The sequence below is a fragment of the Streptomyces purpurogeneiscleroticus genome (genome assembly GCF_020024005.1).
GTDB classification, from domain to species: domain Bacteria; phylum Actinomycetota; class Actinomycetes; order Streptomycetales; family Streptomycetaceae; genus Streptomyces; species Streptomyces purpurogeneiscleroticus.
Map to the genome: position 1 here is coordinate 61,022 of NZ_NHSG01000368.1, position 25,957 is coordinate 86,978.

26 protein-coding genes and 3 tRNA genes are annotated in these 25,957 nt (G+C 73.8%); 10 read left to right on the forward strand and 19 right to left on the reverse strand.

Annotation, left to right across the window (positions count from 1 at the left end):
- The first annotated feature begins 67 nt into the window (after positions 1–67).
- Entirely contained in the window at positions 68–1,282 is a 1,215-nt protein-coding gene (locus CCS38_RS26130) for an RNA polymerase sigma factor (protein WP_223735771.1), read from the forward strand.
- 16 nt (positions 1,283–1,298) lie between these two features.
- On the opposite strand, the gene CCS38_RS26135 is transcribed toward CCS38_RS26130, so the two are convergent.
- Together CCS38_RS26135 and CCS38_RS26140 are read right to left on the reverse strand one after the other, a co-directional pair.
- On the reverse strand, positions 1,299–2,795 hold the full coding sequence (locus CCS38_RS26135; protein ID WP_223735772.1) for an FGGY family carbohydrate kinase: 1,497 nt from the start codon (positions 2,793–2,795) through the stop codon (positions 1,299–1,301).
- A 103-nt stretch (positions 2,796–2,898) separates the two neighbouring features.
- A complete protein-coding gene (locus tag CCS38_RS26140; RefSeq protein ID WP_223735773.1) occupies positions 2,899–3,198 on the reverse strand; it encodes a YtxH domain-containing protein in 300 nt (99 codons plus the stop codon).
- A gap of 219 nt (positions 3,199–3,417) precedes the next feature.
- Here CCS38_RS26140 and CCS38_RS26145 point away from each other — a divergent pair.
- From CCS38_RS26145 to CCS38_RS26155, 3 genes are all read left to right on the forward strand, one after another.
- Positions 3,418–3,490: transfer RNA gene (locus CCS38_RS26145), tRNA-Asn, on the forward strand.
- A gap of 5 nt (positions 3,491–3,495) precedes the next feature.
- Positions 3,496–3,568: transfer RNA gene (locus tag CCS38_RS26150), tRNA-Asn, on the forward strand.
- 267 nt (positions 3,569–3,835) lie between these two features.
- Positions 3,836–3,909: transfer RNA gene (locus CCS38_RS26155), tRNA-Ile, on the forward strand.
- Positions 3,910–4,012: 103 nt separating this feature from the next.
- Here CCS38_RS26155 and lysA read toward each other — a convergent pair.
- Positions 4,013–5,326 carry a diaminopimelate decarboxylase gene (gene lysA / locus CCS38_RS26160; RefSeq protein WP_223735774.1) on the reverse strand — a complete coding sequence of 438 codons (1,314 nt, stop codon included), beginning with the start codon at positions 5,324–5,326 and terminating at the stop codon, positions 4,013–4,015.
- A gap of 263 nt (positions 5,327–5,589) precedes the next feature.
- Between lysA and CCS38_RS35590 the strand changes: the two genes are divergently transcribed.
- Entirely contained in the window at positions 5,590–7,278 is a 1,689-nt protein-coding gene (locus CCS38_RS35590; RefSeq protein WP_223735775.1) for a PucR family transcriptional regulator, read from the forward strand.
- Positions 7,279–7,333: 55 nt separating this feature from the next.
- Here the strand turns inward: CCS38_RS35590 and paaE are convergent, their stop codons facing one another.
- From paaE to paaN, 10 genes are all read right to left on the reverse strand, one after another.
- Positions 7,334–8,449 (reverse strand): 1,2-phenylacetyl-CoA epoxidase subunit PaaE, encoded by a 1,116-nt coding sequence (gene paaE, locus CCS38_RS26170; RefSeq protein ID WP_223735776.1) that lies wholly within the window; start codon positions 8,447–8,449, stop codon positions 7,334–7,336.
- Positions 8,449–8,997 (reverse strand): 1,2-phenylacetyl-CoA epoxidase subunit PaaD, encoded by a 549-nt coding sequence (gene paaD / locus CCS38_RS26175; protein WP_223735798.1) that lies wholly within the window; start codon positions 8,995–8,997, stop codon positions 8,449–8,451. The genes paaE and paaD overlap by 1 nt, the downstream gene beginning before the upstream one ends.
- 2 nt (positions 8,998–8,999) lie before the next feature.
- Positions 9,000–9,890 (reverse strand): 1,2-phenylacetyl-CoA epoxidase subunit PaaC, encoded by an 891-nt coding sequence (gene paaC, locus CCS38_RS26180; protein ID WP_223735777.1) that lies wholly within the window; start codon positions 9,888–9,890, stop codon positions 9,000–9,002.
- A gap of 43 nt (positions 9,891–9,933) precedes the next feature.
- Positions 9,934–10,251: a 1,2-phenylacetyl-CoA epoxidase subunit PaaB gene (paaB, locus tag CCS38_RS26185; protein WP_223735778.1), complete on the reverse strand. Its 318-nt coding sequence runs from the start codon at positions 10,249–10,251 to the stop codon at positions 9,934–9,936.
- On the reverse strand, positions 10,248–11,246 hold the full coding sequence (gene paaA, locus CCS38_RS26190; RefSeq protein WP_223735779.1) for a 1,2-phenylacetyl-CoA epoxidase subunit PaaA: 999 nt from the start codon (positions 11,244–11,246) through the stop codon (positions 10,248–10,250). The genes paaB and paaA overlap by 4 nt, the downstream gene beginning before the upstream one ends.
- A 163-nt stretch (positions 11,247–11,409) precedes the next feature.
- Positions 11,410–12,288: an enoyl-CoA hydratase/isomerase family protein gene (locus tag CCS38_RS26195; protein WP_223735780.1), complete on the reverse strand. Its 879-nt coding sequence runs from the start codon at positions 12,286–12,288 to the stop codon at positions 11,410–11,412.
- Positions 12,279–13,088 carry a 3-hydroxyacyl-CoA dehydrogenase family protein gene (locus CCS38_RS26200; RefSeq protein ID WP_263302589.1) on the reverse strand — a complete coding sequence of 270 codons (810 nt, stop codon included), beginning with the start codon at positions 13,086–13,088 and terminating at the stop codon, positions 12,279–12,281. Before CCS38_RS26200 ends, CCS38_RS26195 begins: the two co-directional genes overlap by 10 nt.
- A gap of 68 nt (positions 13,089–13,156) precedes the next feature.
- The gene (locus CCS38_RS26205; RefSeq protein ID WP_223735782.1) at positions 13,157–14,002 is read right to left on the reverse strand and encodes an enoyl-CoA hydratase/isomerase family protein; all 846 of its coding nucleotides are present in this window, start codon (positions 14,000–14,002) and stop codon (positions 13,157–13,159) included.
- The gene (locus CCS38_RS26210) at positions 13,999–15,237 is read right to left on the reverse strand and encodes a thiolase family protein (protein ID WP_223735783.1); all 1,239 of its coding nucleotides are present in this window, start codon (positions 15,235–15,237) and stop codon (positions 13,999–14,001) included. The genes CCS38_RS26205 and CCS38_RS26210 overlap by 4 nt, the downstream gene beginning before the upstream one ends.
- 1 nt (position 15,238) lies before the next feature.
- Entirely contained in the window at positions 15,239–16,996 is a 1,758-nt protein-coding gene (gene paaN, locus CCS38_RS26215) for a phenylacetic acid degradation protein PaaN (protein ID WP_223735784.1), read from the reverse strand.
- Positions 16,997–17,123: 127 nt separating this feature from the next.
- On the opposite strand from paaN, the gene paaI reads away from it, so the two are divergent.
- The 5 genes from paaI (at position 17,124) to CCS38_RS26240 (ending at position 20,778) form a co-directional block, all read left to right on the forward strand.
- The gene (gene paaI / locus CCS38_RS26220) at positions 17,124–17,501 is read left to right on the forward strand and encodes a hydroxyphenylacetyl-CoA thioesterase PaaI (protein ID WP_223735799.1); all 378 of its coding nucleotides are present in this window, start codon (positions 17,124–17,126) and stop codon (positions 17,499–17,501) included.
- 5 nt (positions 17,502–17,506) lie between these two features.
- On the forward strand, positions 17,507–18,856 hold the full coding sequence (gene paaK / locus CCS38_RS26225) for a phenylacetate--CoA ligase PaaK (RefSeq protein ID WP_223735800.1): 1,350 nt from the start codon (positions 17,507–17,509) through the stop codon (positions 18,854–18,856).
- Between the two features lie 68 nt (positions 18,857–18,924).
- On the forward strand, positions 18,925–19,542 hold the full coding sequence (locus CCS38_RS26230; protein WP_223735785.1) for a TetR/AcrR family transcriptional regulator: 618 nt from the start codon (positions 18,925–18,927) through the stop codon (positions 19,540–19,542).
- A gap of 263 nt (positions 19,543–19,805) precedes the next feature.
- Positions 19,806–20,189, forward strand: coding sequence for a thioredoxin (gene trxA / locus CCS38_RS26235; RefSeq protein ID WP_223735786.1), 384 nt, complete (start codon positions 19,806–19,808; stop codon positions 20,187–20,189).
- Positions 20,182–20,778 carry a histidine phosphatase family protein gene (locus CCS38_RS26240; protein ID WP_223735787.1) on the forward strand — a complete coding sequence of 199 codons (597 nt, stop codon included), beginning with the start codon at positions 20,182–20,184 and terminating at the stop codon, positions 20,776–20,778. Before trxA ends, CCS38_RS26240 begins: the two co-directional genes overlap by 8 nt.
- 86 nt (positions 20,779–20,864) lie before the next feature.
- On the opposite strand, the gene CCS38_RS26245 is transcribed toward CCS38_RS26240, so the two are convergent.
- The 6 genes from CCS38_RS26245 to CCS38_RS26270 all read right to left on the reverse strand — a co-directional run bounded on the left by CCS38_RS26245 (position 20,865) and on the right by CCS38_RS26270 (position 25,941).
- Positions 20,865–21,896 (reverse strand): rod shape-determining protein, encoded by a 1,032-nt coding sequence (locus tag CCS38_RS26245; protein ID WP_223735788.1) that lies wholly within the window; start codon positions 21,894–21,896, stop codon positions 20,865–20,867.
- A 130-nt stretch (positions 21,897–22,026) separates the two neighbouring features.
- Positions 22,027–22,674 (reverse strand): hypothetical protein, encoded by a 648-nt coding sequence (locus CCS38_RS26250; protein ID WP_223735789.1) that lies wholly within the window; start codon positions 22,672–22,674, stop codon positions 22,027–22,029.
- Entirely contained in the window at positions 22,658–23,491 is an 834-nt protein-coding gene (locus tag CCS38_RS26255) for an FkbM family methyltransferase (RefSeq protein ID WP_223735790.1), read from the reverse strand. Before CCS38_RS26255 ends, CCS38_RS26250 begins: the two co-directional genes overlap by 17 nt.
- The gene (locus tag CCS38_RS26260; protein ID WP_223735791.1) at positions 23,488–23,748 is read right to left on the reverse strand and encodes a Trm112 family protein; all 261 of its coding nucleotides are present in this window, start codon (positions 23,746–23,748) and stop codon (positions 23,488–23,490) included. The genes CCS38_RS26255 and CCS38_RS26260 overlap by 4 nt, the downstream gene beginning before the upstream one ends.
- Positions 23,749–23,833: 85 nt before the next feature.
- Positions 23,834–24,586 carry a class I SAM-dependent methyltransferase gene (locus CCS38_RS26265; RefSeq protein WP_223735792.1) on the reverse strand — a complete coding sequence of 251 codons (753 nt, stop codon included), beginning with the start codon at positions 24,584–24,586 and terminating at the stop codon, positions 23,834–23,836.
- Positions 24,583–25,941, reverse strand: a complete 1,359-nt coding sequence (locus CCS38_RS26270; protein ID WP_223735801.1) for a condensation domain-containing protein — start codon at positions 25,939–25,941, stop codon at positions 24,583–24,585. Before CCS38_RS26270 ends, CCS38_RS26265 begins: the two co-directional genes overlap by 4 nt.
- Between the last annotated feature and the right edge of the window lie 16 nt (positions 25,942–25,957).

Genomic DNA, 25,957 nt, shown 5'->3' on the forward strand with positions numbered 1-25,957 from the left:
ACTGAAGGCAAAAAGTCGCCGCACGCCCCTCGTGGCGGGAGTGTGTCGTACTCCACACTGAGGAACGGTGCCTGAGTCCTCGGAGCGCGACGGATCCGGACGTACAGAGCCGGAGTCCGACGCCAACCCGCTTCTGCTGTACGGGACGGACGGCGGCTCGGCCGCGGCCGTACCCGACCTTTGTGCCGCCTCAGCAGCGATCACCCTGGAGGTCGCCCCCGTGCAGACACGGAGTCTCGCCGACGCGCCGCCCGCCGCGGCCGCCACCGTGCCCCAGCAGGCCGAGCCGCCCGCCCCCGAGATGCTGTCCGAAGAGCCGGACGCGGCACCGGAGCCGCCGCCGGAGCGGCAGGCCAGGCCCGAGGCGGGCGGCCCGTCCTCCGACCTCTTCCGGCAGTACCTCCGGGAGATCGGCCGCATCCCGTTGCTCAGCGCGGCCGAGGAGGTCGAGCTGGCCCGCCGCGTGGAGGCCGGCCTGTTCGCCGAGGCGAAGCTCGCAGGCACCCCCGACCTGGACTCCCAGCTGGCCCTCGACCTCGACAAGCTGGTGGTACTGGGCCGGATGGCCAAGCGCCGCCTGATCGAGGCCAACCTGCGCCTGGTCGTCTCGGTCGCCAAGCGGTACGTCGGCCGCGGCCTGACCATGCTCGACCTCGTACAGGAGGGAAACCTCGGACTGATCCGCGCGGTCGAGAAGTTCGACTACGCCCGCGGCTACAAGTTCTCCACGTACGCGACGTGGTGGATCCGCCAGGCCATGTCCCGCGCGCTCGCCGACCAGGCCCGCACGATCCGGGTGCCGGTGCACGTCGTCGAGCTGATCAACCGCGTCGTACGGGTCCAGCGCCGGATGCTCCAGGAGCGCGGCTACGAACCGACTCCGCAGGAGGTCGCCGCCCAGCTCGACCTGCCCGAGGAGCGGGTCAGCGAGGTGCTGCGGCTCGCCCAGGAGCCGGTCTCGCTGCACGCTCCGGTCGGCGAGGAGGACGACGTGGCGCTCGGCGACCTCATCGAGGACGGCGACGCGGCGTCCCCCGTGGAGTCCGCCGCCTTCCTGCTGCTGCGCGAGCACCTCGAAGCGGTGCTCTCCACCCTCGGCGAGCGCGAGCGCAAGGTCGTCCAGCTCCGCTACGGCCTGGCCGACGGCCGGCCGCGCACGCTGGAGGAGATAGGGCGCATCTTCGGCGTCACCCGCGAGCGCATCCGCCAGATCGAGTCCAAGACCCTGAACAAGCTCCGCGATCACGCCTTCGCCGACCAGCTGCGCGGCTACCTCGACTGAGGGCGCTCGCCTGCCCTCAGCTCTCCGCGGCCTCCTGGTCCACTGCAAGGCTCGGGGCCGCCGCCTCATGGCCGCCCGTCGCCGCCGCGAACGCGCCCGGGTGCGTCTCCTCCCGTACCGACGTGTACTGCTGCCGCACCGCCTGTCCCACGGCCAGCTCCTCGCCCGGCTCGAAGACCTGGCAGGCCGCGGCCGGCCAGCGCGGCGGTTCCTGGGCCGTGTGCGTGCCGTGCGCGGCGCCCAGCGCCCACGCCGCCTGCCGGGCCGCGCCCACCGCCGCGTAGTCCGCTGGCTGCGGCACCACGACCTGCGCGCCCAGCAGCGCGGGCGCGGCGGCCTGTACGGCACCCAGCTCGGCCGCGGCGCCCAGCAGGAACACTCTGCGCACCGGCACGCCCCGCCCGCGCAGCACGTCCAGCGCGTCCGCGAGCCCGCACAGCATGCCCTCGACGGCGGCGCGCGCCATGTGCTCGGGCTTCATGCTCTCCCGCCGCAGCCCGTGCAGCGAGCCCGCGGTGTGCGGCAGATGAGGCGTCCGCTCGCCCTCCAGGTAGGGCAGCATCACCATCCCGTACGAGCCCGGCGTCGACTTCAGCGCCAGGTCCGACAGGCCCTCCAGGTCCGTCCCCAGCGCCTCGGCCATGCCGCGCAGCACCCGGACGGCGTTGCTGGTGTGCACGACCGGCAGGTGCATCCCGGTCGCGTCCGCGAAGGACGTGATCGTCCCCGTCGAGTCCGCCAGCGCCTCGTGGTGGATGCCGAAGACCGACCCGGAGGCGCCGAGCGACACCACGGCGTCCCCGGTCCCCACGCCCAGCCCGAAAGCGGCGGCCATCGTCTCGCCCGTACCGGCGGAGATCAGCAGCCCCTCGGGCGTCACCCCGGCCGCGTCGGCCGGGCCCAGTACCTCGGGGAGCCGCACCTGGTGCCCGAGCGCCAGCTCGACCAGATCCGGACGGTACGCGCCGCTCGCCGCTGACCAGAAGCCGGTGCCCGAGGCACCGCCCCGGTCCGTCGTGCGCCGCGCGGGCCGCCCCAGCAGCTGCCAGACCAGCCAGTCGTGCGGCTGCATGATCTCGGCGACGCGGGCGGCGTGCTCGGGCTCCGCGCGCGCCAGCCAGCGCAGCTTCGCCACCGGCTGCGCGGCGTGCGGTACGGAACCCACGCCCTCCGCCCATGCCGAGCGCCCCCCGAGCGCGTCGATCAGGTCGGCCGCCGCGCTCTGCGCCCGCTTGTCGTTGCCCATGAGGGCCGGCCGGATCAGCGCACCGTCGGCGTCCAGCGGGAGCAGGCCGTGCTGCTGCGCCGAGACGCCGATCGCCTGCACGCCCTCCAGGAGTCCGTCGGCGGCCGCCTCACCGAGTGACATCAGCCACGTCTGCGGATCGACATCGGGCCCCTTCCCGTCAGGATGCGGGGCGTACCCCTGCCTGACGACGGCACCCGTTTCGGTGTCGCAGACGACGATGCGTGTACTTGCGGACGAGCTGTCCAACCCGGCGACTATCCCCATAGGACCTGATGATGCCGCATGCGGGGACCCCTACGGAAAGCCGGTCTCCCCGGGCCGCGCGGCGGCGGCCCACGGAGACCGGCGGTCCGGCCGGCGCCGCACCCTAGGTGTTGCTGGTGCCCCAGTCGTCCTCTGCGCCGGAACGCTGCTCGCGCAGCGAACGGACGCGGTCCGAAACGGAGTTAGGGATCTTGTCGCCGACCTTGGCCGATACCGCGTCGTACGCCTTGTTCGCGGCCTGCCGGCCGGTCTGCGCGGCGGACTCTGCGGTGTTCCGGACGGCGGGGTTCTGCGCGACCCGCTGCGCGCTTTTGCGCAGCTGTTCGTACCGCTCCCGCCCGGCCCGGGTGCCGAGCACGTATCCGATGGCCAGTCCCGCGATGAACGTGAGCCGGTAGCGCATCGCTCCACCTCTCTGTCTGTCGGTCCCGCTCCGGGGTGCCTCCCGTCGAAGCGGCGAGCCGCTGGCTGTACTGCTCTCACCGGTACCCGGGGCCCGGGTGATCACCCGTGGGCATACCGATTGGCAAAGCACCCCCCTGCTTGCGCTAATGTATGTGTCGCAGCGAGCGCACGCCGTCCGGAAGTCCGGACCGGAGTGCATTCGAGGCACACAGAGCAATCCCCTGTAGCTCAATTGGCAGAGCAGCCGGCTGTTAACCGGCAGGTTACTGGTTCGAGTCCAGTCGGGGGAGCGCAGTCCCCTGTAGCTCAATTGGCAGAGCATTCGGCTGTTAACCGGAGGGTTACTGGTTCGAGTCCAGTCGGGGGAGCAGGAGGAAGAGGACCCCGCAAGGGGTCCTTTTTCGTGTCCGGTTCCGTGTGCGGAGCCGTGCGGGGAGTGGCGCCGGGAATCGAACACCCGGACCACTCCAAAGAGTGAGCCTCTGGGTGGAACCGAACGGTGGGTGATCGAAGTCTTCACGATCGCACGCAGTGAGCCGCTCCGCGCTCGACGCCCACCCTCACGGGCAGCAGATCGTATGAGCGGCTATGCTGCGGCAGACGGCGCGCACAAATGTGCGCGGCGCGCCGTGACGGGGGCGGTAGCTCAGCCGGTTAGAGCAGCGGACTCATAATCCGTCGGCCGTGGGTTCGAGTCCCACCCGCCCCACCGCCCGCACCTGAGCAGAAACGATCTGACCGGGAGCGCACGGCTTCAGGGCCGCCACGCGAGACGTGTGGCGGCCCGTCTGCGTGTTCGGGCCCGGGCGCTCTCAGAGCCCCCGTACGGGCTCCTGCACGTCCCGCCGCAGCAGGTCCTCGTACGTCTCGCGGCGGACGACCTCTCGGGCCGCGCCGTCGCGGACGAAGACGACGGGCGGGCGGCGGGCGCCGTTGTAGTTGTTGGCGAGGGAGTAGCAGTACGCGCCCGTGACCGGGACGGCGATGGCGTCGCCGACGCGGGGCGCGCGCAGCGGGACGTCGCGGATCAGGGTGTCGCCGGACTCGCAGTGCCGGCCCACCAGGTCGCAGGGCTCGCCGCCGCCCACCCGTGCGGCGACCGTGGCCTCGAAGCGCTGCCCGTACAGCATCGGCTCCAGGTTGTCGCCCATGCCGCCGTCGACCGCGACCAGCGTGTGCGGCCCCGGCTTCACGGTCACCGCGCGGTAGAGAGTGAGCGCGGCGCCGGCGACGAGGGAACGGCCGGGCTCGATGAGCAGACGTGCGGTGCCCGGCAGCTGCGCGCGGGCCGCGTCGGTGAGGGTGCGGACGTACTCCTCGATGCTCGGCGGGGCGTCGCCGTAGGTGTAGCGCACGCCGAGGCCGCCGCCCAGGTCGTACACCGCGTGCTCGCCCAGCTCGCCGAGCGCGCCCAGCGCTTCCACGGCGCGGGCGAACGGCGCGGTGTCCAGCAGCTGCGAGCCGACGTGGACGTGCAGGCCCTCCAGGCGCAGCCGGTCGCTCGCCCGCAGCCGGGCGGCCGCGCGGACCGCGTCCGGGACCGCCAGGCCGAACTTGGAGCCGCGGTGCCCGGTGGCCATCGCCTCGTGCGTGTCCGCCTCGACCTCCGGGATGACGCGGAGCAGGACGCGCTGTTCGGCGGCCTGGGGCACGAGGCGTTCCAGGCGGTCGATGTCGTCCTCATTGTCCACCACGACCGTCCCGGCGCCCGCCTCGACGGCCATGGCCAGTTCCTCGTCGGTCTTGGCGTTGCCGTGCACGACGATGCGGGCCGGGTCGGCGCCGGCGGCGAGCGCGGCGGCCAGCTCGCCACCCCCGGCGACATCGACGCCCAGTCCCTCCTCGGTGAGCACGCGGATCACCGCGGTGCAGGGGAACGCCTTGGAGGCGAAGACGGCTTGGCTGTTCGGCCAATGGGCGGCGAGGGCGCGTACGTACTGCCGGGCGCGGTCGCGCAGGGCGGCCTCGTCGACGATCACGGCGGGCGTACCGAAGCGCGCGGCGAGGTCGGTGAGCCGGCAGCCGCCGACCACCAGCTCGCCGTCCCGGTCCAGGTGGGAGCCGGGCGGGAAGAGACCTACGAGGTCGGTTGCGGGGGCCGGGGCGGGGCGCGCTGGCACGGTCACGGGTGCGGCTCCTGTCACTGGAGGGGCGTTTTCGGCGGGCTGCGCGGGCTATCGTGGCAGCCCGCACGGGCCGGCGCCCCGGCCGATCGACGCAGGAAACGAGGGCCTCGTTGTCCGATTCGACAATGCCGTCGTCCGGGATGGCTTCGGGCTCGGCTTCCGTGCCGGTGTCCGCTTCGGGCTCGGCTTCCGCTGCGGACTCCGCTTCCGCTTTTGGCTCCGCTTGCGCGCCGGCCTCCACGCCCGCGTCCACGCCCGCGCCCGTGCCGGTCTCCATGCCCACGCCCGCGTCCGCGTCCGCCGTCGCGCCGGGCGGGCCGCTGGGGGAGCGCGCCGCCGGCACGCTGCGGCAGCTCGTCGAGGGCGCGCCCGGCGTCCTCGTGCGGGTGCTGGCCGCACCGGCGGGCCTGGACGCCCCCGTACGCGGCACGGTGATCCACGATCCGGGCGACCCGCTGCCGCCCTCGCCCGCCGCGCTCCTGCTGCTCGTGGGCGCCGACGTGACGGACCCGGAGGCGTGCGCGGTGCTGCGGCGGGCGGCCGCACAGGGGTTCACCGCCGTGGTGGTCAAGCAGCGCGGCCAGGACCCGGCGCGGCTGGCCGAGGCGGCGGCGGGCTGCGGGATCGCGGTACTGGCGGCCGGGGACGCGGTGCCGTGGCGGCAGGTGGACGCGGAGCTGAGCTGCGCGCTCGCGGCCTACGGGATCGGCGGCGCGGCCGGTGCCGGACCGGCCGGCGGGGAGGAGCTGTTCGCGCTCGCCGACACTCTCGCGGCCGTGGCCGGCGGCTCGGTGGCCATCGAGGACCTGGACCAGAACGTCGTCGCGTACTCCAACGTTCCCGGCCAGCGGATCGACGCCCTGCGCGAGCGCGGCATCCTCCAGCGCCGGGTCCCCGACATCCCCGAACAGCGCCGCCAGTACCGCGAGGTGCTCGCCGCGCCCGGCGTCGTCCGCTTCCCGGCCGACGGCGACGAGCTGGCACGGGCCGCCGTCGCCGTACGGGCCGGGGCGCTGCCGCTCGGCACGCTCTGGGCGATCGAACCGGCCGGCGGGCTGTCCGACGACGCCGCGGCGGCCCTCCAGGACGCCGCCCGGCTCGCCGCGCCGCACCTGCTGCGCGCGCTGCACTCGCCGGAGACGGAGCGTCGGATGCGCCGGGACGCCCTCCGCGCCGTGCTGCACGGCGCGGGGCCGCCCGCGGAGGAGGCGGCGGCGCGGCTGGGGCTGCGGCCCGGTACGGAGTTCTGCCTGGCGGCTTTCGCGCCGGGCACGGGGTCCGGCCCGGCAGGCGGGGGATTCGGCCCGGTCGGCGGGGGATTCGGCGCGGCCGGTGCCGGCGCCGCCCTGCTCGGCCACCTCGAATCGGCTCTGGTGCGGCACTGCGCCGCCCACCGGGACACGGCCACCGTGGCCGCCACGGTCGACGCCGTGCACGTCCTGCTGCCGGATGCCGGGGAGGCGGCGGCCCGGCGGTTCGCCGACGCGGCGCTGGCGGCCGTCCGTACGGCGGTCGGCGACGGCGTACGCGCCGCGATCACCCGCGCGCACACCGACCTGCTGCAACCCGCGGCGCTGCGCAGGGAGGCGGACGACGTGCTGCGTGCGACGGCGCGCGACGGGCACGCGCGCCCGGCGGCCACGGCCCGCGACGTCCGCCAACGCATTCTGCTGGACCGCCTCGGAGACGAGCTGGACCGCGACCCCTGGCTGCGGCTCCCGGGCGTCACCGCGCTGCTGGCGCACGACCGCGAGCAGGGCACGGACTACGCGGGCACCCTCATGGCGTGGCTGGCCGCTGTCGGCGACGTGGCCTCGGCCGCGGCCCGCCTCACGGTGCACCCGAACACCCTGCGCCACCGCCTGCGGCGCATCCGCGAGCTGTTCCCGCTGGACCTGGACGATCCGGACGTACGGCTGGCGGCGTGGCTGGAGCTGCGTGGCCGGACCTGAGGGCCGGTGTCCGAACGGGCCGTTCGCCCGGCTGCTTCGGCCGGATCTGGGGCGGTCAGCTGTCGAAGTCGACCGTCAGGGTCTCGGAGGCCGGGAAGGTCTGGCAGGTGAGGACGTAACCGGCCTCGACCTCGGAGGTCTCCAGCGCGAAGTTGCGGCGCATGTCGGCCTCGCCGTCGCGGATCAGCGCGCGGCAGGTGCCGCAGACGCCGCCCTTGCAGGCGAACGGGACGTCCGGGCGGGCCTGCTGGGCGCCGTCCAGTATGGCGCGGTCGCGGGGGAGCGGCTGGGTCGTCGTTCGGCCGTCGAGGGTGATCGTGACCTCGCTGACCGGGCCGTCGGCGGGGGCCTCTTCGTGCCGCGCCTCGCGCACCGGCTCGTCGTCGGCGTAGAACAGCTCCTGGTGTACGCGGCCTTCGGGCACGCCGAGGCCGTCCAGTACCTGCTGCGCGTCGCGGACCATGCCGTGCGGGCCGCACAGCCACCAGTGGTCGGCGTCCGCCACGTCGACCAGCGAGCCGATGAGCGCGGACAGCCGGTCGGCGTCCAGGCGCCCGGAGAGCAGTTCGGCCTCGCGCGGCTCCCGGGAGAGGACATGGCCGAGCTGGAAGCGGGTGGGGTAACGATCCTTCAGGTCGGCCAGCTCGTCCGCGAACATCACCGTGGCCGTGCGGCGGTTGCCGTAGAAGAGCGTGACGCGCGAGCTGTCGTCGGCGGCCAGCACGGACGCGGCGATGGAGAGCATCGGCGTGATCCCGGAGCCGGCCGCGATCAGGACGTGGTGACCGGGGACGGTGAGGTCGGGGGTGAAGAAGCCGGTGGGCGCCATCACCTCGACGGTGTCCCCGGGCCGTACGTCGTTGACCAGCCAGGACGAGAACAGGCCGCCGGGCACGACGCGGACGCCGATCCGCGGGGTGTCGCCGACGGGGGCGCAGATGCTGTACGAGCGGCGCTCGTCGCGGCCCTCGATCTCCCGGCGGAGAGTGAGCGACTGGCCGGGCGCGAACGCGAACTCCTCGGCCAGCTCCTCCGGTACATCGAAGCTGACGGCGGCGGAGTCCTCGGTCAGCGGCTCGACCGCGGCGACGCGGAGGGAGTGGAACGCCGGACGCCGGCGGGCCGGGGCCGCCGCCGGGGCGGGCGAGGCGGGCGCGGTGGGGGCGGTCATCAGATCTCCTTGACGTGCTCGTACGGTTCCCGGCAGCTGCGGCAGCGGCGCAGCGCCCGGCAGGAGGTGGCGCCGAAGCGGGAGAGCTCCTCGGTGTCGGCGGAGCCGCAGCGCGGGCAGGGCACGGCCCGGCGGGTCGGCGACAGGTCCAGCAGGACCGGGCCTTCCGTGCGGCGAGGGGCCGGGCCGGGCGGCGCGATGCCGTGCTCGGCGAGCTTGCGGCGGCCCTCCTCAGAGATCCAGTCCGTCGTCCACGGCGGGTCCAGCACCGTTTCGATACGGACGTCCGCATACCCGGCGGCGCGCAGCCGGGCCGCGAGCGTGGCCCGCATCTCGGCCATGGCCGGGCAGCCCGAGTAGGTCGGGGTCATGGTGGCCGTGACCGAGCCGTCCGGCGCCACCTCGACGCCGCGCAGGACGCCCAGCTCGGCGAGGGTGACCATGGGCAGCTCGGGGTCGACGACCTCGGAGGCTGTCCGCCGGGCGCGGGCCGCGGCGGTCTCCGGCGCGGCGCCGTCGTCGTGAAGAACGTGCAGGGTCGCGGTCATCGTCACCACGCGGCTTCCGGGTGGGCACGGGCGAGGCCCTGCAGCTCGTCGAGGAGCGGCGCCAGGTGTTCCGTGCGGTCGCCGGCCCGGCCTGTGCCCGGCACGGCCGTGACCTGCGCGGGAGTACTCAGTCCGGCGGCCTCGGCGACCTGCGCGAGCACCGCGCGGGTGGCCTCGGCGACATCCTCGGCGGGCGCGCCGAAGTTCTCGGCGGTCCGGTCCGCGTACAGCTCGTCCAGCCAGGGGGCGAGCTCCGTCCAGGCGGCCTGCATCCGGCGGTGCGACTCCTCCGTACCGTCGCCGAGCCGGACGACCCACTCCGCCGCGTACTGCCGGTGGTACGTCAGCTCCTTGACGCCCTTCGCGGCCACCGCCGCCAGCACGGGGTCGGCACAGCCGGCCAGCCGCTCGAAGAGGGCCAGCCGCCATGCGGACAGCGCCAGCAGCCGCCCGACGCAGCACGCGAAGTCGCCGCGGGGCAGCTCCGCCAGGCGTACGTTGCGGAAGTCCGCCGCGTCGCGGAAGTAGGCGTACGCGTCCTCGTCGCGGCCCGTGCCGTCGGCCTGCCCGGCGCGGGCGTACAGCAGCCGGGCCTGGCCGAGCAGGTCGAGGCCGATGTTGGCGAGCGCCATCTCCTCCTCCAGCTCGGGGGCGCGGGTGCACCACTCGGCCAGCCGCTGCGCGGTGATCAGCGCGTCGTCCCCGAGGGCCACGCAGACCGCGGCCAGCGCGGCCGCGTCCACGCCCTCGGGCAGTGCCGTCGGCACGCCGTGCAGCGGGTCGGCGAAGCCCGTGCCGAAGGCCCAGCGGGCGTCGCCCTCGTCGCCGTCGGCCAGCGAGAGATACACGTGATCGTCGGCCGCTTCGCGGGCTTCACTCATGTCGGCTGCCATGTCCTAGCTGCTCCTGATCGATCCTGTTCGCGGGCTCGGCCGGCTAGATGTGCGGGACGTCCGCCGGGATGTCGTAGAAGGTCGGGTGGCGGTAGACCTTGTCGCCGCTGGGCTCGAAGAACGGGTCCTTCTCGTCGGGCGTGGACGCGACGATGTGGTCGCTGCGCACGGCCCAGAGGGAGACGCCTTCGTTGCGCCGGGTGTAGAGGTCGCGGGCGTGCGTGAGCGCCATCCGGTCGTCGGCGGCGCGGAGCGATCCGACATGCACGTGGTTCAGGCCGCGCTTGCTGCGTACGAAGATCTCGTACAGCGGCCACTGGCCCTTGGGGTGCTCGGGTGCCTGGCCTCGGGTCTCGCTCATGCCGCGCGCTCCTTCTCTTCCCGGCGGGCCTGCTTGGCCGCATGGGCCGCCGCTGCTTCGCGCACCCAGGCGCCTTCCTCATGGGCCGTGCGGCGCCGCGCCATCCGCTCGGCGTTGCACGGCCCGTCGCCCTTGATGACCCGCATCAGCTCGGAGAAGTCGGGCGTGCCGAAGTCGTGTTGGCCGCGCTCCTCGTTCCACTTCAGCTCGGGGTCGGGGAGGGTGACGCCGAGCTTCTCGGCCTGCGGGACGGTCATGTCGACGAACTTCTGCCGCAGCTCGTCGTTGGAGTGGCGCTTGATGCGCCAGGCCATCGACTGCGCGGAGTTCGGCGAGTCGTCGTCCGGCGGGCCGAACATCATCAGGGACGGCCACCACCAGCGGTCCACCGCGTCCTGCACCATGTCGCGCTGCGCCTGCGTGCCCGCCATCATCGTCCGCAGCAGCTCATAGCCCTGCCGCTGGTGGAACGACTCCTCCTTGCAGACCCGCACCATGGCCCGCGCGTACGGGCCGTACGAACTGCGGCACAGGGGCACCTGATTGCAGATCGCGGCGCCGTCCACGAACCAGCCGATCACGCCGACGTCGGCGAAGGTCGGGGTGGGGTAGTTGAAGATCGAGGAGTACTTCTGCCGGCCCTCGATCAGCCGGTCGGTCAGGTCGTCGCGGTCCGCGCCCAGGGTCTCGGCCGCGGAGTACAGGTACAGACCGTGACCGGCCTCGTCCTGGACCTTCGCGAAGAGGATCGCCTTGCGGCGCAGCGAGGGGGCGCGGGTGATCCACGCGCCCTCCGGCTGCATGCCGATGATCTCGGAGTGGGCGTGCTGGGCGATCTGCCGGATCAGCGTCCTGCGGTATCCCTCCGGCATCCAGTCCCGCGGCTCGACGCGCTGGTCACGGGCGATCGTGCGGTCGAAGTGCGCCTGGAGACCGGGCTCCTGGGGCGGCGCCGCCGCGGTGTCGCCCGGTGACGAGGATGCAGAGCTTGGCATGTCCATCCTTCCCAACCGACCGTTCGTTCGGTTACTCAGTCTCGTGTATCTCGGCGTGTATGGCAAGAGGCGGCCGTGAATCTTTCGGGGGCCGCTTCCCGAGGGGACGGGTGCGTTTTCGAGGCGGGCTTCCGGAGGGGCTTTCGGAGGGGCGAACCCTCGCTCAGCGGCCTTCGAAAGCGGGGCGGTCGCGGTCGAGGAAGGACCGGACGGCCGCTCGGTGGTCGTGGGTGGCGCCCAGGGCGGCCTGCGCGGCCGCCTCACGGTCCAGTACGTCGGCCGTGGCGGCGCCGGGCGCCTCCCACAGCAGCCGCTTGACCTGGGCGTACGCCAGGGTCGGGCCCTGGGCGAGGCGGCCGGCCAGCGCCCGGCCCTCGGCGGCGGCCGTGCCGTCGGGGACCACGCGGTGCGCCAGTCCCCAGTTCAGCGCCTCGTCGCTGCCGAAACGGTCACCCAGCAGGAACAGCCCGGCCGCCCGGGACGGCCCCACGGCCTCCGTCAGCGACGCGCTCAGTCCCGTGTCGGCGGCCAGCCCGATGCCGGTGAAGGCCGTGGCGAACCGGGCCCCGGCAGCCACCACCCGTACATCCGCACAGAGCGCGAGCCCCAGCCCCGCGCCCACGCACGCGCCCTCGACGGCCACCACGACCGGCTGGGGCAGCGCACGCAGCGCCAGCACGAGCGGGTTGTACTCATCGGTGACGGTGGCGAACGCCGACGCCGGGCGCTCCTCCAGCGCCCGGGCATGCTCCTTGAGGTCCTGGCCCACGCAGAACGCCTTGCCCCGGGCGGTGAGCAGCACCGCCCGTACGGCGTCGCCCTCGGCCGCGACCCGGCGGACGGCGGCCAGCAGGCCGTGCTTCGTGGTCCGGTCCAGGGCGTTGCCCGCCTCCGGGCGGTCCAGCTCGATGACGGCCACGCCGTCCTGGAGGTGGTAGGTGACGCCGTGGTCGGGGTGACCCTGGGTGTACGTCTCGTCGTGGCCGGTCGCCCCGCCGGGCCCGGCTGCCTCGTCGGGCGTCTCCGGAGTGCTCACTCCCATGTGTAGAACCCCTGCCCCGTCTTGCGTCCCAGCTCGCCGCGGGCGACCTTCTCGCGGAGCAGCGCGGGCGGCGCGAACCGCTCACCCAGCGTGGACTGCAGGTACTCCGCTATCGCGAGGCGGACGTCCAGACCGACCAGGTCGGTCAGCCGCAGCGGGCCCATGGGGTGCTTGTACCCGAGGGTCATCGCGGCGTCGATCGCGGCGGGCTCCGCCACGCCCTCCTCGACCATCCGCACCGCCTCCAGGCCGAGCGCCAGCCCCAGCCGGCTGCTGGCGAAGCCGGGGGAGTCCTTGACCACGACATCGGTCTTGCCGAGCGCGTGCGTCCAGGCCAGGGCTGATTCCAGCGTGGCGTCCGCGGTCTCCGGGGCGACGACCAGCTCGATCAGCGCGGAGGCCGGTACGGGGTTGAAGAAGTGCATGCCGAGGAAACGGGCGGGGCGCCGGAGCGCGGCACCGAGCTCGGTGACCGACAGGGAGCTGGTGTTCGTCGCCAGTACGGTGTCGTCGGAGACCGCCTGCTCGGCCGCGGCCAGCAGCTTCGCCTTGAGCGCGGCGTCCTCCGGCACGGCCTCGACGACCAGCCCGACCTCGCGGGGCAGCTCCCCGGGGGAGGCGACCGTGGCGACTCGGGCCAGCACCGTCTCCGCCGGCTCGGTGAGCTTGCCGCGCTCGGCGGCGCGCGCGAGCCCGGTGGCCACTCGGTCCAGCGCGGCCGCCGCGGCCTCGGCGCCGCTCTCGACGACCGTGACCTGCGAGCCGGCCGCCGCGAACGACTGGGCTATGCCGGCGCCCATCCGCCCGCCACCGATCACGCCCACCGCCACCGGAGCCGCGCTCGCCCCGGCCTCCTCCACTGCCGCACTCACGATCGCTCCCCCTTCGTCTCCGGGCCCTTCGTCTCCGGGTCCCTCTTTTCCGAGCCCCTCTTCTCCAAGAAGCGCGTCATCCGGTCCTTCTTGTCCTGCCCCTCGAAGAGCACCGCCTGCGCGAGGTCGTCGGCGACCGGATGCGCGCCGGGGGCGTCCACCACGAGCTTGGTCAGCCGCAGCGCCGTCGCCGAGGAGCGCGCCATGCGGTCCAGTACGGCATGTGCCCGGTCCAGCAGCTCGTCGGCCGGGACGACCTCCATGACCAGGCCCGCGGCGAGCGCCGCAGACGCGTCCAAGTTCCGCCCGGCGAGCAGTACTTGTTTGGCGACCGACTCGCCGACCAGCTCCGGCAGTCGCCAGGACGCGCCGGCCGCGGCAAGGATGCCCAGCCCAGGCTCCGGATTCCCGAACACCGCGTCCGGCCCGGCGATCCGCAGGTCGCAGGCGTAACTCAGCTCCGCGCCGCCGCCCAGCGCCCAGCCGTCCACCGCGGCCAGCGTCGGCATCGGCAGCCGCCGCACCCGCTCGAACAGCCGGCTGTTGATGCCGCGCAGTGCGTCGTCCCGGCCGCGGCGCAGCAGCTCGGCGATGTCCGCGCCGCCCGCGAAGACGCCGCCGTGCCCGGTGAGCAGCAGCAGCCTCGGGTCGCGCTCCAACAGGTCGCAGACGGCGTGCAGCTCGGAGATCATCCGCCCGCTGATCGCGTTGCGCGCCTCGGGGCGGTACAGGGTCACCACGACCCGGTCGTCCCGCTCCTCCACGCGCAGCGTCTCGTACGAGGCGTCCACCACCGAGCCGCCCGCGCCGCCCGTGCTGCCGGCCGCTGTCGTGCCGCTCATATCCGCTCCACCAGCATCGCGACCCCCTGTCCGACACCGACGCACAGCGTGGCCAGGCCCCTGTGGGCGTCCTCGCGCTCCAGGCGGCCCAGGAGCGTCAGCAGGATGCGGGCGCCGGAGCAGCCGAGGGGGTGGCCGAGCGCGATGGCGCCGCCGTCGGCGTTGACCTTGTCCTCGTCCAGGCCGAGCCGCCGGGTGACGGCCAGCGACTGGGCGGCGAAGGCTTCGTTCAGCTCGATCGCGCCCAGGTCGGAGATCTTCCAGTCCGCGCGGGCCAGCGCCTTCTCCGTGGCCGGCACCGGGCCCAGGCCCATGAGGTTCGGCTGAAGGCCCGCCGAGGCGGAGGTGACGATGCGGGCCCGGGGCGTCAGGCCGTACCGTTGCACCGCCTCGGCGCTCGCCACCAGCAGCGCGGCCGCGCCGTCGGAGAGCGGCGAGGAGGAACCGGCGGTCACGACGCCCTCCTTGCGGAAGATCGTCCGCAGTGTGCCGAGCTTGTCGAGGGTCGTGCCGGGGCGCGGGCCCTCGTCGCGGGTCACCTCGCCGTCCGCGCCCTGCCGCCCGCCCTTGACCGGTACCGGAACGATCTCCCGGTCGAAGTGGCCGGCCTCCTGCGCTGCGACCGCCCGCTGATGGCTGCGGAGCGCGAAGGCGTCGGACTCGGCCCGGGTGATGCCGTCGAGCGCCGCGACCTCCTCGGCGGTCTCGCCCATGGAGAGCGTCGTCTTGGCCGTCTCGGGGCCGGACCCGGCCACCTCGCGGTCGGCGGCGGCGAACCTCGGGTTGGTGAACCGCCAGCCCAGCGATGTGTCGTGCACCTCGCCCGGCTTCGCCCAGGGGGTGCCGGGCTTGGCCATCACCCAGGGCGCGCGGGTCATCGACTCCACGCCGCCCGCCACCACCAGGTCCGCCTCGCCCGCCCTGATGGCCTGCGCGGCCGAGGCGACGGCGGTCAGACCGGACGCGCACAGGCGGTTGACGGTGTACCCGGGGACGGTGTGCGGCAGGCCGGCCAGCAGTACGGCCATCCGCGCCACGTCGCGGTTGTCCTCGCCGGCCTGGTTGGCCGCGCCGAGTATGACCTCGTCGACGGCCTCGGCCGGGGCGCCGGCGCGGCGCACCGCCTCGCCGACCACCAGGGCGGCCAGATCGTCGGGGCGTACGGAGGCCAGCGCGCCGCCGTACCGGCCCTGCGGCGTACGGGCGCCGTCGACCAGGTAGACCTCGTCGGACACGTCAGCTCTCCTCGGTGGCGGTGGCCGCTTCGGGGGCCACGTGGCGGCGGGACTGGAGCACGTCGAACCGGCCGGTGATGAAGGCCGAGTCGGTGAGCGTGGCGGAGGCGGCCGGATTCGCCGCGCTGCCGTGGAAGTCGCTGAACGCGGCGGTCTGGTTGGGGAAGACCGCGCCGGTGAGGTTCTCCGAGAGGTGGACGCCGGCCTCCAGGGCGGCGGTCCGGGCGGCCTCCAGGACGTCCTCGCCGGTGGCGTGCACGGTGGCGGTGAGCGCGCCGTGCGCCCGGACCGTCTCGGTGAAGAGCCGGAGGCTGTGCTCCGTGGAGTCGGTGGCGATCACGAACGAGACGGGGCCGAACCACTCGCGGGTGTACGTCCCCGCGTCGGCGGCCGCGTCCAGCAGCGCGACGTGCGGCGTGCTCAGCGTGGCGCCGTCGTACTCGGGGTGCTCGACGGTCCCCGAAGGGTGCACGGCCTGACCCAGTCCCACCGCCTCGGACAGGCGGGCGCGCACCCCGTCGTTGACGAGCGCGCCGAGCGTGCCCGCCGCCCGCTCCGGGTCGCCCAGCAGCTTGTCCAGCGCGGCCGCCAGGTCCTCGCCGAACTCCGCTGCGGTACGGGTGCCCTGGTCCGTACGGATGCCGTCGCGGGGCACCAGCAGGTTCTGCGGGGTGGTGCACATCTGGCCGCTGTACAGGGAGAGGGCGAAGGCGAGGTTGCGCAGCAGGCCCTTGTAGTCGTCGGTGGAGTCCAGCACGACGGTGTTCAGGCCGGCCTTCTCCGTGTACACGACGGCCTGGCGGGCGTGCTCCTCCAGCCAGTTGCCGAATTCCTTGGAGCCGGTGAAGTCCACGACCCGGACGTCCGGGTGCAGCGCCAGCTCGGCGGCGGTGCGCTGGTCGGCGGTCTCGGCGGCGAGGAGGACCACGTCCGGGTCGAAACCCGCCTCGGCCAGCACCTCGCGGGCGATCCGGACCGTGATGGCCAGCGGGAGCACGGCGCCCGCGTGCGGCTTGACGATCACGGGATTGCCCGTGACCAGGCCGGCGAAGAGGCCCGGATAGCCGTTCCACGTGGGGAAGGTGTTGCACGCGATGAGCAGGTTCACCCCTCGTCCCACGGGGGTGAAGGTCTTCTCCATGACGAGGGGCTCGCCCTTGCGCTGCGGCTTCGTCCAGCGCGTGACCGCCGGGAGCTTCTTCTGCTCGGCCCAGGCGTACGCCACCGCCTCCAGGCCGCGGTCCTGCGCGTGCGGCCCGCCCGCCTGGAACGCCATCACGAAGGGCTGGCCCGTCGTGTGGTGCACGGCGTGCGCGATCTCGAAACTCGCGGCGTTCAGCCGGGACAGGATCTCGGCGGCGACGCCCGCGCGGACGTCCGGCGTGGCCGCGCGCCAGGCAGGCGCCGCCGTCTTCGCCGCGGCCACCGCCTCCTCGGGCGTGATGCGCGGGTAGTCGACGTCCAGCGGCAGGCCGTACGGAGAGCGCTCGCCGACGGCGACCGTGCCGCTCTGCGGATGGCCGGGGAGCTTGAAGGCGGAGCCCAGGTGGGCGCGGAAGGCGGCCTCGCCGGCGGGCGCCGCCTCCGGGCCGTACACCTTCGGGCTCGGCGACTCGGGGTGCGGCGACCAGTGGTCCCGGTCACCGGCCGCGGCGACGGCGCGCTCCAGCAGGTCCTTGTGGCGGGGGAAGAAGTCGGTTCGATCAGTGGCGCGACCGGAGGATCGGTCGACGGCTCGGTCAGTGACGCTCTCGGACAAGGCAGTCCACCTCTTGACAGGCACTTCAGATGCTGATTGTTTAACCGCGTCGTAACGCTAACCGAATGTTCGGTCGGGCAGCAAGGGTGGTTGATGACCTGTGGAAAACTCCAGTCCGGCACAGCGGATGTTCGCCGCGGACCAGGCGTCACAGCGGCTCGGCATCGAGCTGCTGGAGGCCGATCAGGGGTCGGCCGTGCTGCGCATGACCGTGGGCGAAACCATGGTCAACGGGCACGGCATCGCCCACGGCGGCTATCTCTTCCTGCTCGCCGACACGGCCTTCGCCTGCGCCTGCAACAGCCACGGCCCGGTGACCGTGGCCGCCGGCGCCGATGTGACGTTCGTGGCGCCTGCCAAGCAGGGCGACGTCCTCCTGGCGCGGGCCGAGGAGCGCACGCGGTACGGGCGGAGCGGCATATACGACGTGAGTGTCCAGCGGGGCGGGGAAGTCATCGCGGAGTTCCGGGGGCGAAGCCGCGTGATCCGAGGTGTGGAGGAATGAGCAGCATGGTCAGCAATCCGACGGCCCCGGCGGCCGAGCGCCGGAAGACCGGCACCCCGCTCCCCGACGAGCTCCTGGACGCGGGCGAGCGGCTGAGCCGCGACGAACTGCGGGCGCAGCAGCTCAAGAACCTCCAGGCCACGCTGCGGCACGCGTACGACAACGTGGAGCTGTACCGCAGGAAGTTCGACGCGGCCGGCGTCCGTCCCGAGGACTGCCGCAGCCTGGCGGACCTGGCGCGCTTCCCCTTCACCACCAAGGCCGACCTGCGCGACACGTACCCCTTCGGGATGTTCGCCGTGCCGATGGCGGACGTGCGCCGCCTGCACGCCTCCAGCGGCACGACGGGCCGCCCCACCGTCGTCGGGTACACCGAGGCCGACCTGGACATGTGGGCGGACGTGTTCGCCCGCTCGATCCGCGCGGCCGGCGGCCGCCCGGGCCACAAGGTCCACAACTCCTACGGGTACGGCCTGTTCACCGGCGGGCTCGGCGCGCACTACGGTGCCGAGCGCGCCGGCTGCACGGTCATCCCCGCCTCCGGCGGCATGACCGCCCGTCAGGTCCAGCTCATCCAGGACTTCCGGCCCGAGATCATCCTCGTCACGCCCTCGTACATGCTCACCCTCCTCGACGAGTTCGAGCGGCAGGGCGTCGATCCCCGTACGACCTCCCTGGAGATCGGCATCTTCGGCGCCGAGCCGTGGACCGAGGAGATGCGCCGCGAGATCGAGGAGCGGATGGACATCCACGCGGTGGACATCTACGGCCTGTCCGAGGTCATCGGCCCGGGCGTGGCACAGGAGTGCGTGGAGACCAAGGACGGGCTGCACGTCTGGGAGGACCACTTCTTCCCCGAGGTCGTCGACCCGGTCACCGGAGAGACGCTGCCCGACGGCGAGGAGGGCGAGCTGACGTTCACCTCGCTGACCAAGGAGGCGCTGCCGGTCATCCGGTACCGCACCCGCGACCTCACCCGGCTGCTGCCCGGCACGGCCCGGCCGAACTTCCGCCGCATCCAGAAGGTCACCGGGCGCTGCGACGACATGATCATCCTGCGCGGGGTGAACCTCTTCCCGTCCCAGATCGAGGAGATCGTGCTGCGTACCCCCGGGGTCGCCCCGCACTTCCAGCTGCGGCTCTCCCGGCGCGGCCGGATGGACCACCTGACCGTACGGGTCGAGGCGCGCGCCGACGCCGGTACGGAGGCCCGCGCGGCGGCCGCGGCGTCGATCACCAAGGGCGTCAAGGACGGCGTCGGCGTGACCGTGAGCGTCGACATCGTCGACCCGGAGACGCTGGAGCGCTCGGTCGGCAAGCTCAAGCGCATCGTGGACGTGCGCGAACGGGACTGACGCCCGCGCGTCCCGGTACGGGCGCCCGCCGGCCGTACCGGGGGCACACCCCGTGTCAGAGTGAGGGCATGATCAGACGACCCGACCGGAACCCGGGGGCACGGCAGGGCCGGACCACCTACGACCGCGACTCCCTCGTGGAGGTCGCGGTCGAGGTGTTCAATGAGCGCGGTTACGACGGCACCGGCATGGAGGAGCTGGCCCGCAGGCTGGGCATCAGCAAGTCCTCCATCTACCACCACGTGTCCGGCAAGGAAGAGCTGCTCGACCTGGCCGTCGGCCGGGCCCTGGACGCGCTCTTCGCCGTGCTCGACGAGCCGTGCGGCGCGCACGCGGACGCCACGGCCCGCCTGGAGCACACCGTACGGCGCAGCGTGGAGACCCTGGCCGCCGAGCTGCCCTACGTGACGCTGCTGCTGCGCGTGCACGGGAACAGCGAGGCGGAGAAGCGGGCCCTGGAGCGGCGGCGTGACTTCGATCACCGGGTCGCGGAGCTGATGCGGCAGGCGGCGGCCGAGGGCGGGGTACGTGGTGACATCGACCCGGGGCTGATCAGCCGGCTGCTGTTCGGTACGGTCAATTCCCTGATCGAGTGGTACCGCCCGGACGGCGGGCTGTCCGTACCGACACTGGCCGACGCGCTGGCCACGATGGTCTTCGACGGCCTACGGGTGCAGCGGAGCTGACCACCCCGAGGTGCGCCGCTCACCACCCGGTGGCGGGGCGCGCGGCCCCTGTGCGGGGGCGCGACACGCCCGGGCGTCGGCTCCTCCCCGATCAGGCCGAATGTGTATGTCTAGGACGGCGCAACGTGGGCAGGGGTGCCGGGCGGCCGCGTGGCGCGGGGTGCGGAGCACGGCATGTGGGACACCCTGGTGGAATACGCCCCTCCGCGTCTCCCGTTGACGCGACTGAACACCGACGACCGGACCGGAAGCAGGGAAAGCACATGAGCACGGTAGAGCTCACCAAGGACAACTTCGACGAGATCGTCTCCGGGAACGATTTCGTCCTCATCGACTTCTGGGCCGAGTGGTGCGGCCCGTGCAAGCAGTTCTCGCCGGTCTTCGAGAAGTCCTCCGAGAAGCACGGGGACCTGACCTTCGCCAAGGTCGACACCGAGGCGCAGCCGGAGCTGGCCTCGGCCTTCCAGATCCAGTCGATCCCCACGGTGATGATCGTCCGGGACAACATCGCGGTCTTCTCGCAGCCGGGCGCGCTCCCCGAGGAGGCTCTGGAGGACGTCATCGGCCAGGCCCGCAACCTGGACATGGACGAGGTCCGCGCGTCCGTCGCGGAGGCCCAGCAGGAGCAGCAGGGCGGCGGTGAGTGAACTCCTGCTGATCCGGCACGGTGAGACGGAGTGGAGCCGTTCGGGTCAGCACACCAGCTGGACCGACCTCCCCCTCACCGAGCGCGGCATCGAGCAGGCCCGGGAACTGGGCCCGCTGCTCGCCGGCCGGAAAGTGGCGCTGACGCTGGTCAGCCCCATGGCCCGGGCCCGCAGGACCGCCGAGCTGGCCGGTCTCGCCGGCGCCGAGGTCGACAGCGACCTGGTGGAGTGGGACTACGGCGGCTACGAAGGCGTGCGCACGGCGGACATCCACCGGACCCGCCCCGAGTGGTTCCTGTTCACCGACGGCGTCGCCCCCGGCCCCGAGGAGCATCCGGGCGAGACGCCCGAGCAGGTGGGTGCCCGCGCCGACCGCGTGCTGGCCCGGCTGGCGCCGCGGCGGGCGGCGGCCGACGGGGACGTCGCGCTGGTTGGGCACGCGCACTTCCTGCGCGTGCTGGCGGCCCGGGAGCTGGGGCTGCCGGCGTCCGCGGGCGCGCTGTTCACCTTCGAGACGGGGGCGATCGGCGTGCTCGGCACGGAACACGACCGCCCCGCGGTGGTGGCCTGGAACACCCGGACGCTCTGAAGGGGTCCGGCCCTTCCCGCCTACGTACGGAGCCCGCGCGCCTTCTGGCTCGCGGGCTCCGTCGTCTGTATGGGGCGGTGTGCGCTTCAGGGGGTCAGCGGCGCCAGCTCCAGAGGGGAGACATGGCCCTCGATCATCGCGGCCAGTCCCTGGACGGCGCAGGTGTCCGGGCGCTCGGCCACCTGGACGGGCATCATCGTGCCCTGCCGGATCATCGGCTCCAGGCCCGGGATCAGCGCGCTGCCGCCGGCCAGCATGATGCCGCGCTCGGCGAGGTCGGCGACCAGGTCGGGCGGGCAGTGCCGCAGCACCTCACTGATGCCGTCGAGGACGCCGGTGAGCCGGGCGGAGATGGCGCGCCGTACGCGTTCGGGCTCCACGAGGACGCAGCGGGCCTCGCCGCTCACCACGTCGCGGCCGTGCACCTCCACCGGGGCCGGTTCGGGGCCGTCGTCACCGGCGAGCGCCAGGTGCAGCGGGCGGATGTTCTGGCTGGCGACCATCAGCTCGTGGTGCAGCCGCAGATGCTGTACGACGGCGTGGTCGACGGCCTCGCCGCCTACGGGGACGGTTTCGGAGGCCACGATGGACCCGAGGGACAACACGGCGATCTGTGTCGTGCCGGCCCCGCAGACCACGATCATCGTCGCTTCAGGCTGTTCGACCGGCAGGCCGCAGCCGACGGCGGCGGCCACCATCGTGTCGACCAGTTCCACCCGCCGGGCGCCGAGCCCGGTGAGCGTCTCCACGGCGGCCCGCTGGGTCAGCGGCTCACTTCCGGCGGGCAGGCAGACCGCCGCCCGCATGGTGGGTTTGCGCCGCCACGCGCGGCGCAGTTTGTCGCCCACCAGCTGGCGCAGCAGCCGTTGGGCCATTTCGATGTCCACGATCGTGCCGTGGCAGACCGGGCGGATTACCCGGATGTGGTCGGGGGTCCGGCCCGCCATGTACTCGGCGCGGCCGCCGACGGCTATGAGCGCGCCGGTACGGCTGTTGACGGCTGTGACGGTCGGTTCGTCCACGATCAGGCCGTGGTTCTTCACGTACACCCGGGTGCGCGCCGCGCCGAGGTCGACGGCGACCGAGCAACGACGCAGCTGCCCAACGCTGGTGGTCATGGGATTCCTCCGCGGGTGGGCCGATAGGAGCAGGAGCGGCAGCACACCTCTCGACCGTCATCCTTCTGCCGTACGCGTCCGGCTGCCCGCTGAACGGGGCCGTGCGAGTGGCGTCGCACCGTGCTCTGGGTCAGTCGAGCAGCCGTTGCAGCAGGCCCCACGTGAACTCCGCGACCCGTGGCTCGGGGCGGCCGGAGGGGGCGTCCGGAGCGGTGAAACCCAGCCGCCAGCGGGTGGGCGCCGAGCCCTCCATCGGGCGGGCCGGGGGGAACGCGTGTGCGACCTCTTCGACAGTGCAGGACCACGGCACCAGGTCGTCGGCCGATCGGAGTACCGGACCCGACGCACCCGGTGCGCGGACCAGCCACTCGTTCCACACCGCGCCCCCGGGCGCGGCCAGCACCTCGAAGCGCAGACCGGGCCAGAGGGGCACCGGCCAGGTCAGCGCCCGGCACGTCAGGTCGCCGACCCGGCGGGCGGTGTCGGTCTCCGGAGGGCCCAGGACCGAGCGGTACCGCTGCAGGGCGCCGCGCGACCGGGGCGAGCGGCTCATCGCCTGCCAGCGGCGGTTGGCCTCGCGCATCTCGGGGCGGGTCACACCCAAGGTGCGCAGCGCGTCCTCCACCAGGCCCGGCTGGTGGTCCGCCATCCGGCGCAGCAGGACCAGCTGGAAGCCGAGCCGGCCCGGCACGCCGAGCGGCCCCTGCGGCCCTCCTGCGGGCTCCTGCAGCCGGCTCCGCGGTTCGCGTGGGGGTCCGGGCTCATCCGTAGGGCTCATGCCGCACATCGTCGCGCAGTACGGGGCGGGTGGCGGCCGGATTCGTACGGTACGCGGGGTCACCGGGGCCGCGGCCGCGCGGCAGGAAGAGCACGGAGTTGACGTAGCGGCGGTGCGGCACCAGCGTGCGGCGCAGCAGCCCGTGCTCGGCCACATAGGACGTGCGGGCCTGGTGCCCCGGGAGGTCGAAGGCGGCCAAGGGAAGCCAGCGGTCTCCGGGCAGCACCCAGCCTCTGTAGTCGCGCGCCGCGATCCACTCCAGGACCGGACCGAGCGGCTGGATACGGGTCTCCAGCTCGACGAAGAGGGCGGGCCGGTACCGCTCGACGGTGCGTTCGGCGCCGCGCAGCACGGCCGGTTCGGCGCCGTCCACATCGATCTTGATGATCGTCACGTCGGACAGCTCCAGATCGTCCAGGGCCACGCAGCGCACCTCCAAGGCGCTGCGGTGCAGCCGGCGGCGCACCAGTGAGGAGACGCCGCGGTCGCCGCGCCCTCCGGAGGGCAGCCACAGCGTGGCGGTCCCCGAGCGGTCGCCGGCCGCGGCCCGCACCACCTCGACGTTGTCGGGCGTCACGGCCGCCAGGAGCCGCGCCAGATGCGGCACCGGCTCCAGGGTGACGACCCGGTCGGCGCGGCGCGCCAGATGCCGCGCCCAGGGCCCGTACCAGCCGCCCACGTCCACGGCCGTGCCGCCGGGCCGGCAGAAGTCGGAGAGCCGGCGCAGCTCGGGCTCGAAGCGCGGGTAGAGCAGCGTGGCGGTGGCGGAGACCAGCCGCGGGGGCAGGTGCGGGGCGAACCGCGCGGCGAGCGTCACGGCCGGGCCCCGCCTTCGGAGGCGCCCGCCGCACCGTGCGCCCCGCCCGCCACTTGCATACGGGCCAGCAGCCGCTCGTGCTCTTCGGGGGAGACCTGCTCCCCCGAAGAGGGCAGGAGCTGCGGAATACCGTCCAGGATCGGATAGCGGCGGCGCAGTCGTGGGTTGTAGAGCACGCCCTCCTCAGCGATCAGGGCCAGCGGCCCCTTGTCGAGCGGACAGGCGAGTATGCGCAGCAGCGGGTCGTCCGGCTTCATGCATCAGCTCCCTCGTACGAGTGTGGCGGGACAGGGCCGGCCGTCGTCCGCCGGCGGGTGCCGGTCCACGGCGCGCGCGGCACGGCTAGCGCCCCGTCCGACGGGCGTGCACCAGCAGGATGGACGCCAGCGACGGGAACCGGCAGAGCGCCCGGTCCAGCGGCCGCAGCGGGCGCGGCACATCGTGGTACGGCGCCCCCGCCATCCGTACGACCTCGAACCCGGCAGCCGTCAGGAAACCGCGCAGCGCACGGGCCGTGTAGAGCCGCAGGTGGCCGACGACCTGGCTGCCCGGGCGGCCGTGAATGCCGCGCAGGCTCACCTCCGAGAACACCGGCTGCACGCCGGCCAGTAACAGGCCGCGGTTGTACCAGGCGGCGAGGTTGGGTGTGGAGAGCAGCAGATGGCCGCCCGGGCGCAGGACGCGGCGCAGCTCGTCGAGGGCCGCGTCCGGCTCCACGAGGTGCTCGACGACCTCGCTGAAGAGCACCGCGTCGGCCACCCCGTCTCCGAAGGGCAGCCCGGCACCGCCGAGTTCGCCGCGCACGGCATACGGGATGCGCGTCGCAGCGCGGCGCAGTGCATCCTGTGACCAGTCGACGCCCACGAGGCGGTGACCGGACAGGTACGGCGCGGCGGTGGCCGCCGCCGACCCGTCCCCGCAGCCGACATCGAGGACCATGGCCGGGGCCCGCCCCTCGTCGGCCGGGCCGAGCGCCCGCGCGAGCATCAGCGCCTGCCGCCGCGCCCGTTCGGCCCCGGAGGCGACGGGCACCAACGGGCTTTCGTAGAAGGACCGCAGGCCCCCGGGGCCGTGCCGTGCGCCTGTCGTGGTCATGCGCCGCTCCAGGAGGTCGCCGCCAACGACTCCTCGAAGAGCGCGCACAGGGCGCCGCCCGCCGCGTCGTCCAGCAGCGCCCGGGACCAGCGCAGGGTGAGCTGAATCCGGTCGCCGGTGGAGACGGTGGCGAGCGACAGCCCGCGCGGCATTCGGGCGGGCGCGGAGAACCACACCCCGGTGGCCCGGCCCCCGTCGCCGAAGTCGAACGGGTACGGCACCCGGCCGATGTTGGAGAGCAGGGCGGTGGAGGTCCAGGGCGCGGCGGCGGCTCGCGCGCGGCGGGTGACGGCGGCCCGTACGCCGACCGGCAGCACGGGGGCGGTCAGGACGGCGCCCGCGAGTCCCAGGGGGCGGCCCGGCGTGGCCTTGAGGGCGCGGGTGCGGGCCGCGGTGCGGCGCAGCAGCCGAGCGATCGCCGCCGGGCCCGGCGGCCCGGAGGCGGCGGCCGGCGCTGCGTCCCGGAGGTCCGCCGGTCCGAAGCACACCGGGACCAGCCGGGTCCCGTTGCCGAGCGGCATCCCGGTACCGCGCGGCCGGTCGTCGACCGGCATGGTGAGCACCACGGGAGCGGCGCGAGTGCGGTGCAGGTGGTTCCAGCGGGTCACCATCAGGAAGACGGCCAAGAGGAGTTGGTCGTTGACCGTGTGCGCGGGCCCGGCCGCTTCGGGGGCGCGGGGCGGCCGGGCCGGTACGGGCAGCTGGGTCAGGAGCATGCCGTTGCCGGGCGTCGCGCCGGCGCGGTCGGCGGCGATGCGGGCCGGACGGCGCAGCGCGGTGCTTACGGGCGACGCGCCGTTCCTGCGGGCGCGCCGGACGGTCGGCTCCGGGGCGCGCACGGGAGGCGGCGCGGGGGAGTTGGCCGCGCCGCCGTACAGCTCAGCGGTGGTCGCCAACAGGCGCAGACAGGACGGGGCGTCCAGCGCGGTGTGGTGGGCGGTGAGGAGCAGCACGGTGCCGGTGCCCGTATTGCCGGTACCCGTACGGGTGGCCTGTTCGGTCACCGCCAGACGTACGGGCGGCCCGGCGTCCAGGCGCGGGCACTCGGCAAGTGCCTGCTCCCGGGCGCGGCGCAGCGACCCCGGGTCTCGCCCGGAGAAGGACACCGGAGCTGTGTCCGGTGAGCCGGCCGGCTCCCATACGTAGCGCGGGTGCCACCAGCGCACGGGGGCCTGCCGCAGCAGCGCCCTCGGGTGCCGCGCCAGCGCCCGCCCAAAGGCGGCGCGCAGCCGCGGGCGGTCCACGCGTCCCGGCAGATGCACCTCCACGTGCACGGTCTCCGGCTCGGCTTCCTGGGCGCAGTGCCGGGCGATCTCGTCCACGAGGGAGAAAGGCGCCGGGCGGGGAGGTGGCACGGCGGCGTGCGGCGCC